General features: G+C 30.1%; 14 protein-coding genes. 11 read left to right on the top strand and 3 right to left on the bottom strand.

The features are described 5' to 3' along the window. Positions 1-22: 22 nt before the first annotated feature. The 3 genes from NSA23_RS10025 to NSA23_RS10015 all read right to left on the bottom strand — a co-directional run bounded on the left by NSA23_RS10025 (position 23) and on the right by NSA23_RS10015 (position 4,315). Entirely contained in the window at positions 23-1,582 is a 1,560-nt protein-coding gene (locus NSA23_RS10025) for an acyl CoA:acetate/3-ketoacid CoA transferase (protein ID WP_042683411.1), read from the bottom strand. A 39-nt stretch (positions 1,583-1,621) separates the two neighbouring features. Then, complete coding sequence (locus NSA23_RS10020) at positions 1,622-2,941, bottom strand: GntP family permease (protein ID WP_042683412.1); 1,320 nt, start codon at positions 2,939-2,941, stop codon at positions 1,622-1,624. Positions 2,942-3,532: 591 nt separating this feature from the next. Then, positions 3,533-4,315, bottom strand: a complete 783-nt coding sequence (locus tag NSA23_RS10015) for an enoyl-CoA hydratase-related protein (RefSeq protein WP_042683413.1) — start codon at positions 4,313-4,315, stop codon at positions 3,533-3,535. Between the two features lie 193 nt (positions 4,316-4,508). On the opposite strand from NSA23_RS10015, the gene NSA23_RS10010 reads away from it, so the two are divergent. The 11 genes from NSA23_RS10010 (at position 4,509) to NSA23_RS16650 (ending at position 15,697) form a co-directional block, all read left to right on the top strand. Next, positions 4,509-5,930: a sigma-54 interaction domain-containing protein gene (locus NSA23_RS10010; protein WP_222704839.1), complete on the top strand. Its 1,422-nt coding sequence runs from the start codon at positions 4,509-4,511 to the stop codon at positions 5,928-5,930. Positions 5,931-6,136: 206 nt separating this feature from the next. Then, on the top strand, positions 6,137-6,889 hold the full coding sequence (locus NSA23_RS10005; RefSeq protein ID WP_042683414.1) for a DeoR/GlpR family DNA-binding transcription regulator: 753 nt from the start codon (positions 6,137-6,139) through the stop codon (positions 6,887-6,889). A gap of 16 nt (positions 6,890-6,905) precedes the next feature. Continuing rightward, positions 6,906-7,760 (top strand): tagatose-bisphosphate aldolase subunit GatY, encoded by an 855-nt coding sequence (gene gatY / locus NSA23_RS10000; RefSeq protein WP_042683415.1) that lies wholly within the window; start codon positions 6,906-6,908, stop codon positions 7,758-7,760. 16 nt (positions 7,761-7,776) lie between these two features. Continuing rightward, the gene (gene pfkB, locus NSA23_RS09995) at positions 7,777-8,709 is read left to right on the top strand and encodes a 1-phosphofructokinase (RefSeq protein WP_042683416.1); all 933 of its coding nucleotides are present in this window, start codon (positions 7,777-7,779) and stop codon (positions 8,707-8,709) included. A gap of 295 nt (positions 8,710-9,004) precedes the next feature. Beyond that, positions 9,005-9,433 (top strand): galactose-6-phosphate isomerase subunit LacA, encoded by a 429-nt coding sequence (gene lacA / locus NSA23_RS09990; RefSeq protein WP_042683417.1) that lies wholly within the window; start codon positions 9,005-9,007, stop codon positions 9,431-9,433. A gap of 11 nt (positions 9,434-9,444) precedes the next feature. Continuing rightward, on the top strand, positions 9,445-9,960 hold the full coding sequence (gene lacB / locus NSA23_RS09985) for a galactose-6-phosphate isomerase subunit LacB (protein ID WP_257490500.1): 516 nt from the start codon (positions 9,445-9,447) through the stop codon (positions 9,958-9,960). 11 nt (positions 9,961-9,971) lie between these two features. Continuing rightward, positions 9,972-10,301: a PTS lactose/cellobiose transporter subunit IIA gene (locus NSA23_RS09980; protein WP_257490499.1), complete on the top strand. Its 330-nt coding sequence runs from the start codon at positions 9,972-9,974 to the stop codon at positions 10,299-10,301. Positions 10,302-10,325: 24 nt separating this feature from the next. Beyond that, positions 10,326-12,005 carry a PTS transporter subunit EIIC gene (locus NSA23_RS09975; protein ID WP_257490498.1) on the top strand — a complete coding sequence of 560 codons (1,680 nt, stop codon included), beginning with the start codon at positions 10,326-10,328 and terminating at the stop codon, positions 12,003-12,005. Positions 12,006-12,026: 21 nt separating this feature from the next. Next, the gene (gene lacG, locus NSA23_RS09970; RefSeq protein ID WP_257490497.1) at positions 12,027-13,454 is read left to right on the top strand and encodes a 6-phospho-beta-galactosidase; all 1,428 of its coding nucleotides are present in this window, start codon (positions 12,027-12,029) and stop codon (positions 13,452-13,454) included. Between the two features lie 271 nt (positions 13,455-13,725). Then, positions 13,726-14,454: a GntR family transcriptional regulator gene (locus NSA23_RS09965; RefSeq protein ID WP_257490496.1), complete on the top strand. Its 729-nt coding sequence runs from the start codon at positions 13,726-13,728 to the stop codon at positions 14,452-14,454. 58 nt (positions 14,455-14,512) lie between these two features. Then, entirely contained in the window at positions 14,513-15,697 is a 1,185-nt protein-coding gene (locus NSA23_RS16650) for an SIS domain-containing protein (RefSeq protein ID WP_257490495.1), read from the top strand. Position 15,698: the final 1 nt, after the last annotated feature.

Genomic DNA, 15,698 nt, shown 5'->3' with positions numbered 1-15,698 from the left:
TCACGTTAATTAAACTTATGTCTTAGAAAGAGAGGCCCATTGGTTTATCAATAAATATTCTTTCATCCATCAATTTTATTTCATCTGCAATTAGTGGTTTAAATTCCATATAAGGCAGAATATCTTTTTCAATATCAATTCCTGGAGCAATTTCTGTTAACATGATTCCTTTTTCTGTTAATTTAAATACTGCTCTTTCAGTAATATAAAGAACTTCTTGCCCTGTTTCAGAAGCATATTCTGCAGAAAAAGTAACTTGCTCTATTTCATTTTTAAATTTCACTTCATTTCCTTCATTTGCAATAATTAGTTTGCCATCTTTCATTTCAGTCTTAAGTCCTCTGGCAGTAAATGTTCCAGTGAAACATACTTTTTTAGAATTTTGAGAAATATTTATAAATCCGCCAGGTCCAACAACTTTACCTCCAAATTTTGATACATTCACATTTCCTTGTGCGTCAATCTCAGCAGCACCTAAGAATGTAATGTCAATGCCACCTCCATCATAGACATCAAATATATCTGGCTGTTTATAGATAGATTCTGGATTTACAGTTGCTCCAATTCCTATACCTCCTACTGGAACTCCGCCTAATGCACCAGATTCTATGGAAAGAGTAATATCATTGGATAGTCCTTCTTCTGCTGCTACTGCTGCAACTGCATCAGGAATTCCAATTCCCAAATTAATTAAGCAATTTTTCTTAAGCTCAAGAGCTCCTCTCCTACCACAAACCTTTCTGTGGTTCAATTTCATAGGTTCAATTTCATCTAAAGGTATTTTATGTTCACCAGATAATTCAGGTCTATAGTCTTCAGAAACCCAAACTTGCAAATTATTTTCCTTCTTTCCAACAACTACATAATCTACCATAAAACCATGTACTTTTACATCTGCAGCTTTTAAAGTTCCTGCTTCCACTAATTGTTCTACCTGTGCAATAACTATGCCACCCGAATTTCTTGTAGCATTTGCCATTTCAAGTTGATCTGAAAAAACAGCTTCTTTTTCTAAAGAAATATTTCCTTGAGTATCACCTATAGAGCCTTTAATAAAGCATATGTCTATAGGGAATGATTTATATAGTAAATAATCTTTTCCATCAATATCAATTAAGGATACTACTTCTTCACCAGAATCAATAGCCGCTTGATTAGCTTTACAGCCTTCAAGTCTAGGGTCTGCATAAGTTTTTAATCCAACATGTGTTAATACTCCGGGCTTTTTACCTGAAATTGCTCTCAATAGATGGGCTGTTACACCTTGTGGAATCATATACGCTGCAATTTTATTTTCAACAACTAATTTATTTAATTCAGGTTCTAAGCCAATATGTGCACATATTAATTTTTTAGATAATCCTTCTGCACCTAGATGATTTGCTCCTCTAGATTTTCCATCCCCTACTGCAGCACAGTGAAATAATGTTAGGTCTTTTGGAGATTGTTCTTTTTCATATCTTTCTTTTAATCCAATTAACAATTCTTCTGGGACTCCAGATCCTACAAAACCACCAATTCCTAATGTCATATTATCTTTTACTAATGATACAGCATATTTTGCTGAAACTACTTTACTCATTTGCCATCCTCCTCATCTATTTATATTAAAAACTTTTATTTATGGTAAATTTGGAAATAGTGAAAACAATATTATAGCTACAACAGAGCCTACTATTGGCGTAATAACTGTTAACCAGAAAACAGGCTTATATGCATCTTTATGGCTTTCATTACATAAACCATTTGTTACAGTTACAATATAGCCATTGTGAGGCAATGAATCTAACGCTGAAGAAGAAATACTCATAGTTCTATGCAAAGCAGCTGCTACTGCACCTTTTGCTATATACACAGGACCTAAAAGAGGTGCAGCTATTCCTAATCCACCAGATGCAGAACCACATATACCAGCAATTACAGTAGTACCTAATGCAGCACTAGCATAATAAGGACCTGGCATGTTCACCATAGCATCTACAATAACAGGGAAAGCTAATGTTTTTTGGACAACAGCACCAAAACCTACTACTGCACAAGTGTTTGCAATTGATGAAACAGATGTTATACAAGCTTCTCCTAAATTGTGTACAATCTTTGAATTGTCTTGATATTTATTAAGTAGAATTATAACTAGAATAGACCCGAAGAACACTCCTGCTTCTAATGGCAATAGTGGTTCTCCATTAACTTTTATATTAATCATAAGTATAGTTAAGATTAGTGGTAGAAGGGCTAATAGTCCATTTGGATATTCTTCATTATCTTTAAAATCATCTAATGGTTTTGCAACAAAGGTTTCTCCATTTTGCTGTGCTTTATTAACCATTTTTATTAGTACAATACAACCAACTACAAGGATAACAGCAGAGCTAATAAATCCCACTACAGTTCCAGCCATTAGATCTGTTCCTAAAGCAGCTGCAGGAACAGCGTTTTGAATCTGAGGTGCTCCTGGTGCTATCATAGCAAAGGTAGAACAGCCAAATGTCAAAGCAGCTGGAATAAATCTTCTTGGATAATTTGATTCTTTAAAAACCTCTAAAGCTATTGGGAATACTGCAAAACTTGCAACAAATACACTTACTCCACCATAGGAGATAATACCGCAAGCTAATGGAATAGAGATAATTGCCATTTTTGTACCAAATTTATCAACTATCATCTTAGCAATAGCCTTTGCTCCATTTGTTACTTCCATGGCTTTTCCCATGATTGTACCTGTTAAAAAAATCAAGAAATTATTCTGGAAAAAGGTTACAAATCCTGCCATATAGTCTTCTTTTAATGCTTCATATAAATTGATCTTTCCTGTTAGGGCAACAATAGCAGAACATAAAATGGCTACTACGAAAATATTAGTACCTCTCATAATAAGGATTGTCATTAAAGCTAAGGCAGCTATAATTCCTATCATACTGATTAACACAGAAACATTCATCTAAATCCCACCTATCCTTAATTTGTATTTTTTTAAACGTAATATATTTAACTTTATCAACCATTAAAGTATAGAAAAATCTATAACTTTGAAATTGTTTAAGTACAAGTTTTTGTTTACACCTTTGATATAAAGGTATAAGGAGCAAAAAATACATTATAGTCTTGGCCAAGACGAATGGTTATTTTATTAACAATCAACAACATTACTATTTTGCACAAACTGTGCCAAGGAGGTTAACTATGATAAAAAAATATCTATTTTTATGATAAAATACTACAAATTATAAGGATTTTTTAAAAAACAAAAATTGTATTATGAAGAAATATGAATTTTTCATTAAAAAAGTGTATAATTTTTAATAAACTGTAGATAAATATATACAATACACACATAAATCTTCTATATTTAAGAAAATTAAATACTTTCAATTTTTTAAAAAAGAGATAAATTGCAGAAATCAAAAAAACTGTATAAAAAATGCTACACTATTATTTCACAAAGTTTTGAGATAAAAAAGCAATAGAATATGTTAAAATTTTACTAAATAAAAAACAGGCTAATAAATTATTAACCTGTTTTTTTATTATTTTATTTATTTTTAAACTTTGGCTCTCTTTTTTCGAGGAATGCAGTCATTCCTTCATCTTTATCTTCAGTTGCAAAACAAAGTGCAGCCAAATCCTTTTCTAGTTCAAGTCCTGTATATAGATCTGTTTCAATTCCTCTATCTATTGCTAATTTAGAATATTTTATGGCTAATGGAGCTTTAGATATGATTGTTCCCATCATTTTTAATGATTCTTCTAGTAATTTATCTTGTGGAACAACTAAATTAACTAATCCTATGGATTTAGCTTCATCAGCTTTTATGAATTTTCCAGTGTAGATAAGTTCTTTTGAAATACCTTTACCTACGAGTCTAGTTAATCTTTGGGTACCTCCAAAGCATGGAATAACACCTAGATTTACTTCTGGTTGGCCAAAGACAGCTTTTTCAGAAGCAATTCTAATATCACAAGCCATGGAAAGTTCACATCCACCACCAAGAGCATATCCATTTACAGCAGCAATAACTGGTATATTAAGTGACTCTAACCTATTAAAGACGTTTTGAGCAAAATGGGCATAATTTCTGCCTTCTTCAGATTTGTAAGGTTCCATTTGCTCTATGTCGGCTCCTGCAACAAAAGCCTTACTTTCTCCACCAGTAACAATCATACCAAGGATCTCATTATTTGACTCCACATAAGATATAGCTGAATCTAATTCTTTTAATGTATCATTATTTAAAGCATTGAGAACTTCAGGTCTGTTAAAAGAAAGGATTAAAATATTATCTTTTTCTTCTAAAATTAAATTTTTAAATTCCATAAAAACTCCTCCTTATATTAAAATCAAATTCTATTGTTAAATAATAAGCAAAATATATTCCAAGATTTTATAGTACAATTAAAATTAATATTTTTTGAATTTTGACAAAAATATTATGGTAAATTATAATTTAAGGTATAAGTCTAATAAATATGATGTTTGGAGCCTTATAAAATCTATAAGGAGGTAAAGTATGGAAAGTAAAATGTATGAAGACTATGAAAATTATAAACTTCTCTTTGATGAAATATTGGATATGACGGAAGACGGCTTTGTTGTTACAGATATAGATGGAACTATATTGGAAATGAATAAATCTTATTGTGATTTCCTTGGAACAACCAAAGAAGAGGCTATTGGCAAACATATAGGAAAATTCATTAAAAATACAAAGATGCCAGAAATTGCAGCCACAGGGAAGAAAGAAGTGGATGTAATCCATGAATTTGCAAATAAGGAAAAGATCCAAGGGGATGATTTTCTATTAGTAACTAGAGCACCAGTTAAGAGAAATGGAAAAGTAATTGCTGCAGTTGCACAAGTAAAATTTAGATTCCATACTATTAAACTAGCAGAAAAATTAAGGGTACAGGATCAAGAGCTAAAATATTATAGAGATGAACTTAGAAGATTAGGAGAAGATAAATTTTCAGATGATAAAATAATAGGAAATAGTAAAGAATTCGAAAAAACAAAAAGATTAGCTGAAAAAGCTTCGAATAATAATTTACCTGTACTAATAACTGGTGAAACAGGAACAGGAAAGGAAGTATTTGCTAACTATATACATTATGCATCTGATAGAAAAGACAAGCCTCTTATAAGTATAAATTGTGCTGCTATTCCAGAAGAACTTTTAGAATCTGAACTTTTTGGCTATGAAGAAGGAGCTTTTACAGGAGCTAAAAAAGGAGGAAAAAAGGGAAAATTCCAATTAGCTAATGGTGGAACTATATTTTTAGATGAAATAGGAGATATGCCAATGCATATGCAAGCTAAACTCTTAAGAGTTCTTCAAGAAAATGAAGTTGAAAGAATTGGTGGTTACAAACCTACACCTATAGATGTAAGGGTTATATCTGCAACAAATCAAGATTTAAAAAAACTTGTAGAGAAGAAAAAATTTAGAGAAGATTTATATTATAGACTTAATGTAATAAATGTTCATATACCTCCTCTAAGGCAAAGACCTGAAGATATAGAGCTTTTCGTTAATAAATTTTTAGATGAATTAAATAGAAAATATAAGACAAATACAAGTATTAGTCCAAAAGCTATGGAGCTTTTAAAAAATCATACTTGGCCTGGAAATGTAAGAGAATTGAAAAATGTAGTAGAAAGTGCCTATGCTCTAGGAGATAATGAAATGGTAGGTATAAAACAATTGTCATCAGATATTATAACTTCAGGTAAAAAACTTTCAAGTGGTTTTAAAGGAAATGATTTAGATCTCATTATAAATGAATTTGAAAAAGAAATCATACTAGATTACTTAGTCAAAAATGATTATAATGTTTCTAAAACAGCAAATGAACTAGGAATTCATAGAACTACATTATATAATAAATTTAAAAAATTAAATATAAAAATATCTAAAGATATAAAAATAGAATAATGTGCCACTGGGGAATTTTGTTTGGAACATTTGGCATATTTTAAAAATCAGGAAAGGAGCTTTTATTAGCTTTTTTTCTGATTTTTTTATAGACATATTGACAATGGAAAGATATGTTGATAGTATTTACATAAAAGGACAGAAGATAACAACATATAACAGATAAATATATAGCGAAGAATAGAAGTAGTTAGAGAGGTGATATTTTGTTAAAAGCCGAAAGACTTGACAAGATACTAGAAATGTTCAACGAAAATAATGTTATTAAGATATCTGAAATAAGCAAATTACTTGATGTAAGTGAAATGACTGTAAGAAGAGACTTGAAGATATTAGAAGAACGTGGACATGTGATTTGTATTCATGGTGGAGCTAAAAAGAAAGAATTCAATATGTTTAGAGAACTATCTCATAATGAGAAAAAGTATATAATGGTTGAAGAAAAGAAACATATTGCAGAAATGGCTGCTAGTTTAATAGAAGAAAATGATATTGTATTTATTGGTCCAGGTACTACTAACGAATTTATATATGATTATCTCAATGTTTCTTATGCAAAGATAATTACAAATTCTATATCAATCTTTTCAAAATTTGCTAATGACAACCGTTTTGAGTTAATTCTTGTTGGGGGGAGAATACGTTCCAGAACAGGTGCATTTGTTGGGAGTTTTGCTAATGAAATGTTATCAAGGATAAAGGTAAAGCTAGCTTTTGTAGGAACAAATGGAATTTCTGAGAATTATCTTACTAACTCTAATGAGGAAGAAGGAGTATGCCAAAAGATTATTTTAAATAATGCTAATGAAAGATATATTTTATGTGACAATAGTAAGTTTAACAAAGAGGATTTTTATAGATTTTATAAATTAGAAGATGTAACAGCTATAATTACAGATGATAAGATTAATCCTAGCATTAAGAAAAAGTATGAACAATATGTTAAGATAATTAATTGAAAAAAGGGGGAAAAAAATGGATATTGTATCAACAAAAGAAATGCTTTTAGATGCAAAAAAGAATAGCTATGCTATTCCAGCTTTTAATATTCACAATTTAGAAACTATGCAAGCTGTATTAGAAGGTGCATGGGAAATGAAATCACCAATAATTATAGCAACTACTCCAGGAACTGTTAATTATGCAGGATTAGATTTTTTAGTTGGTATGGCAAAAGCAGGGGCTAAAAATTTTAATATTCCTATTGCAATTCATCTAGATCATTGTAGTGATGTGGATTTTATAAAGAAATGTATTTTAGCAGGCTATAAATCTGTAATGATAGATGCTTCCTTAAAGGACTATGAAGAAAATATTAGATTGACAAGAGAGATAGTAAATTTTGCCCAAAAGTATGGTGCAACTGTAGAATCAGAGTTAGGAGTAGTTGGTGGTCAAGAAGATGAAAGAAAAGTAGATGAAAAAGATGTACTATATACTGATCCTAATGTAGCTCTAGATTTTATAGAAAAAACAGAAATTGATTCTTTGGCAATAGCTATAGGAACAGCTCATGGAGTATATAAATTAGAGCCAAAACTTGACATAGATAGATTAGAAGAAATACGTAATAAAGTTTATGTTCCATTGGTTCTTCATGGTGCATCAGGGGTTCCAGAAAAAAGTGTAATAGAAGCTATAGAACATGGAATTTGCAAAATAAATATTAGTACTGAGTTAAAGATGGCTTTTATTAAAAATATTAGAAAATATTTATCAGAAAATCCATCTGCAAATGATCCACGAAATTATCTAACACCTGGTAAAGAAGCTATTAAAAAAGTTGTAATAGATAAGATTAAAATTTGTGGGTGTGAAAACAGGGCATAATTTGGAGGTGTATTATTTGATATTAACTATAACATTAAATCCTTCTATAGATAGAAGGTATTATGTTAAGGGATTTAAAAAGGACAAAGTTTTTAGAGCAGAGAATGTTCAGTATACTCCTGGCGGCAAGGGATTAAATGTAACTAGAGTAATTAAGACATTTAGTGATTCTCTAATAGCTACTGGTTTTATAGGTGGCAAAAGTGGTTCTTTCATAGAGGAAAAATTAGATGAGCTAAATATTAATCACAATTTTCTTTCTGTTAATGGGGAAACAAGAAGTTGCTTGGCTATTCACTCAGATGATGGAAGTCAAACTGAAATACTAGAAAAGGGGCCAGTTATATCTAACGAAGAAATATCAAATTTTAATCATTTATATAATGAACTAATAAGGGAAAGTGAAATAATTTGTGCTTCAGGAAGTTTACCTCAGGGGTTGCCACTAGAAACATATAAAGATCTGATATCTGTAGCTAAGTCTCAAAATAAAAAGTTTATACTTGATACCAGTGGAGATGCTTTGAAATTAGGCATGGAAGCTTCACCTTTTTTAATTAAGCCAAATAAAGATGAATTAGAGAAGCTTGTAGGACATGTTATAACTTCTAATGATGAGATAGTTAAAGCTGCAAAGTGTTTATTAGAAAATGACATTGAAATAGTCGTTGTTTCCCTTGGTAGAGAAGGTGCAATAGTTTTTAATAAAGGCTATGCCTATAAAATAAATGTACCAAGTGTGAAAACTGTAAATTCTGTAGGCTCTGGAGACTCTATGATTGCAGGATTCGCTATTTCATTAATGGAAGGATATGATTTTGAATATATGTTGAAAGTAGCAGCAGCTTGTGGTGCAGCTAATGCCATGGAGGAAGAAACAGGTAAGGTAAATATAAATAATGTTAGAAATATTATTAATGGAATAAATATTACAAAATTGAAAATATAATATTATCTTCTAAAAGAATCAAAATATATCGTCTATGTTTTTTAACTTTATACAAAATAGATATGAAGTTAAGAGATATAGGCGATATATTTTTTGTATAATTTCATTATATAACAAAATCAAAAATAATAATACATTGATGAAGGGCTTAAAATTAGCCGGTAAAGAATAAATTATGAGTGATATATTAAAAACATGTTGACAAATAGTGAGCATATTGATATTATTAACATAAGATAACAAAACACAACAATATATATCAATATAAAATAGTTTTATAGAGGAGTGGATTTACTTGAAAGTTATTATTGGTTCTGATGTTAAAGGTTTTAAGTTAAAAGAACATTTGATAAAATTTCTGAACTCAAAAGATTATAAAGTTGTAGATGTGTCGCCAGACCCTAATCTAAACTTTGTTGAGTCAGCTAAATTAGTAAGCGAGGAAGTTTTAAAAGAAGAAGATAACTTCGGGATTGTAATTGATGAATATGGTGCAGGTTCTTTTATGGTTGCTAATAAAATAAAGGGTATTATTTGTGCAGAAGTATCTGATGAACATTCTGCTCATATGACAAAAGAACATAATAATACTAAAATTATTTCTCTAGGCTCTGGCATAATTGGGAAAACACTTGCAGAAAACATAGTTATGAACTTCTTAAATAATGAGTATAGTGGTGGAAGACATCAAATAAGAATAGATATGTTAAATAGATTGGCATAGGAGTGATGAATATGAAGATTTCTATTGGATGTGACCATATTGTAACAGATATTAAAAATCATATTGTCGAATACTTAGAAGCTAAAGGACATGAAGTAATTGATAATGGAACTTATGATCATATAAGAACTCATTATCCTATATATGGAAAAAAGACTGCTGAAAGAGTAATAAATAAAGAGGCAGATCTTGGTATTGTGATTTGCGGAACTGGTGTAGGGATTACAACATCAGTTAATAAAATAAAAGGGATTAGAGCAGCTTTAGTAAGAGATATAACTACTGCTAAATATTCTAAAGAAGAATTAAATGCGAATATTATTGGCATTGGCGGAAGAATTACAGGTATAGGGTTGATGGAAGAAATTATAGATACATTTATATCTACTGAGTATAAAGAGACAGAAGAAAATAAAGAACTTATTAAATCTATTGATGACATGATAGAAGATGATAGCTATATAAATGATGAGCATCTCTTCGATGATCTTCTTGAAAAATGGGATAGAGGTTATTATCATGACTAGGAGGGAAGGATATGGTAAAAGAATATGAAGATACTGCAATGATAGCATTAGAGATTATTGCTAATGCTGGAGAAGCTAGGACATATTTTTTAAATGCATTAAAGGAAGCTGAAAATAATAATTTTGAGGAAGCAGAAAGGTTAATTGAAAATGGTAATAAATGTATTGTAGATGCTCATAAAATCCAAACTAATATGATTCAAAGTGAAGCGAGGGGAGAGGCACAAGAAATAGGTTTTTTTATGGTCCATGCACAAGATCATTTAATGACTATCATGCTTTTAAGAGATATAATAAATAACTTTATTAGTTTATATAAGAGAACTAATAAAAGTTTATAATTTGATTCTTAGGAGGGATTTGGTGTGGATAAGATTATAAAAAGACTAGAAAAAAGAATGCCAGTATTTGAAAAGATTTCAAACAACCCGTATCTTATGGCTATTAGAGATGGTTTTATAAGTCTTTTACCGGTAATTTTGTTTTCTAGCTTATTTTTATTAGTGGCTTTTGTGCCGAATATTTTTGGACATTATTGGCCTGATAAAACTACAGATGTATTACTTAAAGCCTATAACTATTCTATGGGTATATTAGGTCTTTTAATGTCAGCAACTATAGCAAAGAGCTTGTCAGATAACTTTAATAGACGATTGCCAAAGTTGAATCAAATTAATTCGTTATCTGTAATGGTAGCGTCTATAATAGGTTTTTTATTGCTTAGTGTTGATTCAATTGAAGGTGGCTTTGGAACAGACTTTATTGGAACAAAGGGTTTATTGTCATCATTTGTAGCAGGTTTTATTGTACCTAATATTTATAAAATATGTGTAAAAAATAATATTACTATAAAAATGCCTAAAGAAGTACCCAGCCATATATCTCAAACTTTTGCTGATTTAATTCCAATGGCATTATCGATATTGGTATTTTGGGTAATTGATATTTTATTTAGATATACTACTAACACTGGATTTAGTGAATGGGTATTAGGAGTATTTCAGCCATTATTTACTGCTGCAGATAGTTATCTAGGGCTAGCTATTATATATGGTGCTATGGCTTTTTTCTGGTTTGTAGGTATTCATGGACCTTCAATTGTAGAGCCAGCAGTTTCAGCAATATACTTAGCCAATGTAGAGGCGAATTTTATGGCATTTCAAGCAGGTGAACATGCAACTAAGGTACTTTCACAGGGATCACAATATTTTGTAGCAACTATTGGAGGTACTGGAGCTACATTAATAATTACAATAATGTTTGCTTTTATGGCAAAGTCGAAACAGTTAAAAGCAGTGGGAAGAGCTTCATTAATTCCTGTAGCGTTCGGTATAAATGAACCAGTTTTATTTGGTGGTCCTTTAGTTTTAAATCCAATGTTTTTAATTCCGTTTATTGCAGCACCTATTGTAAATGTATGGTTATTAAAACTGTTTATTGATTTGGGAATGAATGGATTTGTTTATAATCTTCCTTGGACAACTCCAGGACCAATAGGATTAATTATGGGGACTGGATTTGCACCAATGTCATTTTTATTAGCACCATTATTACTTTTAGCAGATTTCCTAATATATTATCCTTTTATGAAAGCTTATGATACTCAACTAGTTGAAAAAGAAAAAACAAATGATATGGAAGAGGAAGTTAACAAAGAAAAAATTAATAAAGAAGCTACAGAAGTTATAGATGAAATGGATGAAATTACAAATAATGATTTAAATAAGTCAATTTCTGTATTAGTTATTTGTGCTAATGGTGCAACTAGTGGTATGTTAGCTAATGCCATAGGTAAAGGAGCAAATGAAAAGAATATGGATGTAAAAGCAATAGCAATGGCTTATGGCCAACATACAGATGTTGTAAATGACTTTGATTTAGTAGTATTGGCACCACAGATGGGCTCAAGATTAGAAGAAGTCAAGAAATCTGTTAGTAATTCGAAAACTAAAGTTGTTTCGACTTCAGGAAAAAAATATGTAGCATTAACAAGAGAACCTATAGATGCTTTAAATTATGTATTATGGAATTTAAAAAATGATTGATAAAGCAAAGGAGTAGTGATTATGAGAGCGTTTGATAGTAATTTTATATTTGGTGGGGCAACAGCAGCTTATCAAGCAGAAGGGGCTGTTAATATTGATGGAAGAGGTCCGTGTTATTGGGATGAATATTTACATAGGCCTGAAAGTAGATATAATGGAGATATAGCAAGCGATTTTTATCATAAATACAAGGAAGATTTACAGCTTTCAAAAGATTTTGGAGTAAATGGTATTAGAATTTCTATTGCATGGACAAGAATTATTCCTGATGGAAAAGGAGAAATAAACTTAAAGGGAATAGATTATTATAATAAATTGATAGATGAATGTTTAAAAAATGGTATAGAACCTTTTGTTACTTTACATCATTTTGATACTCCGCTACCACTTTATAAAGAAGGTGACTGGTTAAACAGAGAAAATATAGAACATTTTGTAAGGTTTGCAAGAGTATGTTTTGAAAACTTTGGAGATAGGGTTAAGAAATGGATTACCATAAATGAACCTTTAAGTTTAGCTTTAGGTCAATATGTAATAGGACATTTTCCACCAAATATTAGATATGATATTCCTAAGTCTGTGCAGGCTATGCACAATATGATGGTTGCACATTCTAAAGTGGTAGAGCTATATAAGTCTATGGATTTAAAGGGTGAAATTGGTATTGTTCATATATTACAATCTAAGTATCCTATTTCTGAATCAGAAGAAGATAAGAGGGCAGCTTATTTGGAAGATATATTGGCAAATAGATTTATGTTAGATGCATGTTTAGGTGGAGGCTACCAGGCTGAAACATTAAAAGTTGTACAAGATATTTTGAAAGCTAATAATGGAAGCCTAGAAATTGAACCAAATGATATGGAAATTATTAAATCTGCAGCAGGGAAAAACGATTTTTTAGGTGTAAATTATTATGCTAGTGATTTTCTTGCTCACTATGATGGAGAAACTGAAATAAGGCATAATGGTACAGGAGATAAGGGAACTTTGGTGTTTAGAATCAAAGGTATAGGTGAAAGAGTTATAAATAATGATATACCTGCTACTGATTGGGACTGGCCAATTTATCCAAAGGGATTATATGATATGTTAATGAGTATTAAAAATGATTATCCAAAATATAAGACTATATATGTAACAGAAAATGGTTTAGGATATAAGGATAATTTTGAAAATGGAAAGATATATGATGATGAGAGAATAGACTATGTTAAAAATCATATGGATGCAATTTTAGATGCTATAGAAGATGGAGTGAATGTACAAGGATATTTCATATGGTCTTTAATGGATTTATTGTCTTGGACAAATGGATTTAATAAAAGATATGGGTTGTTTTATGTAGATTATGATACACAGGATAGATATCCTAAAAAAAGTGCTTACTGGTGGAAAAAAGTTTCGGAAAATAAAAAATTGATAGATTCAAATGAAATTGATTATTAAATATAATAGTTAAAAAGCAGAGGAAATTCCTTGGTTACAGCGTATATCTTATAAAACTTTAACAATAATTTTTTAAAAAATAACCTCCAAGTGATAAAATAAATTTGTAGTATGCTAATTACAAATTAAAAAATCACAAGGAGGTTCTCTTTTAAAAAAATGGGGAAACTCTAATCAGAATTTACTGTTGACAAAATCTAATACTTATTATAATATGATATATAGAAAGTGGTACGTACCAGAATGAATAATATATAGAAGGTTGGTTTAAATGAAAAAGGTAAATAAAAAAAGTAGGATTCCTTTATATTATCAATTGATGGATATAATTGTTGAAATGATAGAGATAGAAAATTTAAAAGAGGATGATAAACTTCCTTCCGAAAGGGAATTGTGTGAACAGTATGATGTTAGCAGATCTACTGTTAGGCAGGCAATTCAAGAGTTAGAAAAAGAAGGTTACATATATAGAGAACATGGTAAAGGAACTTTTGTATCTCCTAAGAAATTAAAACAAGATTTATTAGGGTTTTATAGTTTTACAGAAGAAATGAAGAAGATGGGTAAAAAACCGAAATCTAAAGTACTAAATTTTAAGGTTATTAAATGTAATGAAAAAATTGCAAAAAAAATGAAGTTAGAAATTGGAGACAAGGTTTATGAGTTTACTAGATTGAGACTTGCAGACAATGAACCAATGATGCTTGAAACTAGTTATGTACCTTGTAATAGGTTTCCTGATCTAACGAAAAAAGAACTTCAAGAAAAACCAATGTATGACATATTTACAGGAAAATATGATGCTTCTTTTACAAGAGCAGAAGAAATATTTCAATCGGTTTTAACTCGAAGCTTTGAAGCAGAGCTATTAGAGTATTCAGAGGATTTCCCTAGTATGATGATAGAAAGGATTACCTATGAAAAAGATGTAATAATTGAGTATACAAAGGGTATTGCAAGAGGAGATAGATTTAAATTCCATGTAATACTTAATAAATAATTTTTAAATGAACTGGTAATTACAACATGACAACATTACAAAAGGGAGGATGATATAAGTGTTTGGGCTAACTGAAAAGGAATGGAAAGATAAAAATGGATTAAATACTGCAAAAGAAATCTATCAGCAACCAGAATTATGGTTAGAAACAATTAAAATAATTGAACAAAATAAGAATGAGATAGAAGGATTTCTTAAGAGACTAAGTAGAAATAAAAATACAAAAGTTATATTTACAGGAGCAGGAACTTCAGCCTATGTTGGAGAAATTATTGTTCCTTATTTAAATAGTAAATATGATTGCAGTTTTGAAGCTATTGCAACAACTGATATAGTATCAAATCCTAGTTTCTACTTAAAAAGAGAATCTCCAACAATAATAGTTTCCTTCGCACGTTCGGGAAATAGTCCTGAAAGTGTTGCAACTTATAAATTAGCTGAAAAATTAGTTGAAGATATTAGTCATATATTTGTAACATGTAATCCAGAGGGAGAGCTGGCAAAAATTGCTGAAGGAAATGAAAACATTTTATTATTGCTTATGCCAGAAAGATCAAATGATAAGGGATTTGCAATGACTAGTAGTTTTACTAATATGTTGCTTGGTTCTTTATTAACTTTTGATATTAATAGTATAGATGAAATAAAAGATATAGTTACTAGAATTTCAAAACTAGGTACAAACATTATTAATAATGCTTATAGAAATATACAAGAATTAGTTAAATTGGGATATGACAGAGTTGTATATTTAGGTTCAGGTAGTTTAAGTGGACTTGCAAGGGAAAGTGCTTTGAAATTACTTGAATTAACTCGTGGAAAAGTAGTTTCGAATTATGAATCTATATTAGGCTTTAGACATGGTCCAAAGTCTATAGTAAATGATAAAACATTGGTATTTGCTTATATTTCAGAAGATGAATATACAAGAAGATATGATTTAGACCTTGTAAAAGAAGTTTATGGAGAATCTGGAGAACATAAACTAGTTACTATATCACAAAGTTACCATGAAGAACTTGAAAAGCATTCAGATTATCATTGGTTTTTAAATAATGAAAAGAAAGGATTAGGTGACGAAGTTTACTCAGCTGTAGCTTATGTATTATATGCTCAGATATTTGCATTAATGATGTCTGAAAAGCTTGGTATAGAACCTGATAATCCAAGTCCAAGTGGTACTGTTAATAGAGTAGTAAAAGGTGTTACTATTTATGATTATAAAATAAAAAGGAGTGAGTGAT

The sequence above is a fragment of the Anaerosalibacter massiliensis genome, from assembly GCF_024623155.1.
GTDB classification, from domain to species: Bacteria; Bacillota; Clostridia; order Tissierellales; family Sporanaerobacteraceae; genus Anaerosalibacter; species Anaerosalibacter massiliensis.
The sequence above is the reverse complement of the archived record's forward strand: the minus strand, read 5'-3'. Positions and strand labels throughout refer to the sequence as shown.

What these genes read in the sequence shown, in the direction of transcription:
- NSA23_RS10015 (WP_042683413.1), bottom strand. Translation starts at nt 4,315, where the DNA reads ATGGAATTTAAAAATTTAATTTTAGAAGAAAAAGATAATATTTTAATC.
- lacB (WP_257490500.1), top strand. Translation starts at nt 9,445, where the DNA reads ATGAAGATTTCTATTGGATGTGACCATATTGTAACAGATATTAAAAAT.
- lacG (WP_257490497.1), top strand. Translation starts at nt 12,027, where the DNA reads ATGAGAGCGTTTGATAGTAATTTTATATTTGGTGGGGCAACAGCAGCT.
- gatY (WP_042683415.1), top strand. Translation starts at nt 6,906, where the DNA reads ATGGATATTGTATCAACAAAAGAAATGCTTTTAGATGCAAAAAAGAAT.
- NSA23_RS10020 (WP_042683412.1), bottom strand. Translation starts at nt 2,941, where the DNA reads ATGAATGTTTCTGTGTTAATCAGTATGATAGGAATTATAGCTGCCTTA.
- NSA23_RS10010 (WP_222704839.1), top strand. Translation starts at nt 4,509, where the DNA reads ATGGAAAGTAAAATGTATGAAGACTATGAAAATTATAAACTTCTCTTT.
- NSA23_RS09980 (WP_257490499.1), top strand. Translation starts at nt 9,972, where the DNA reads ATGGTAAAAGAATATGAAGATACTGCAATGATAGCATTAGAGATTATT.
- NSA23_RS09965 (WP_257490496.1), top strand. Translation starts at nt 13,726, where the DNA reads ATGAAAAAGGTAAATAAAAAAAGTAGGATTCCTTTATATTATCAATTG.
- NSA23_RS10025 (WP_042683411.1), bottom strand. Translation starts at nt 1,582, where the DNA reads ATGAGTAAAGTAGTTTCAGCAAAATATGCTGTATCATTAGTAAAAGAT.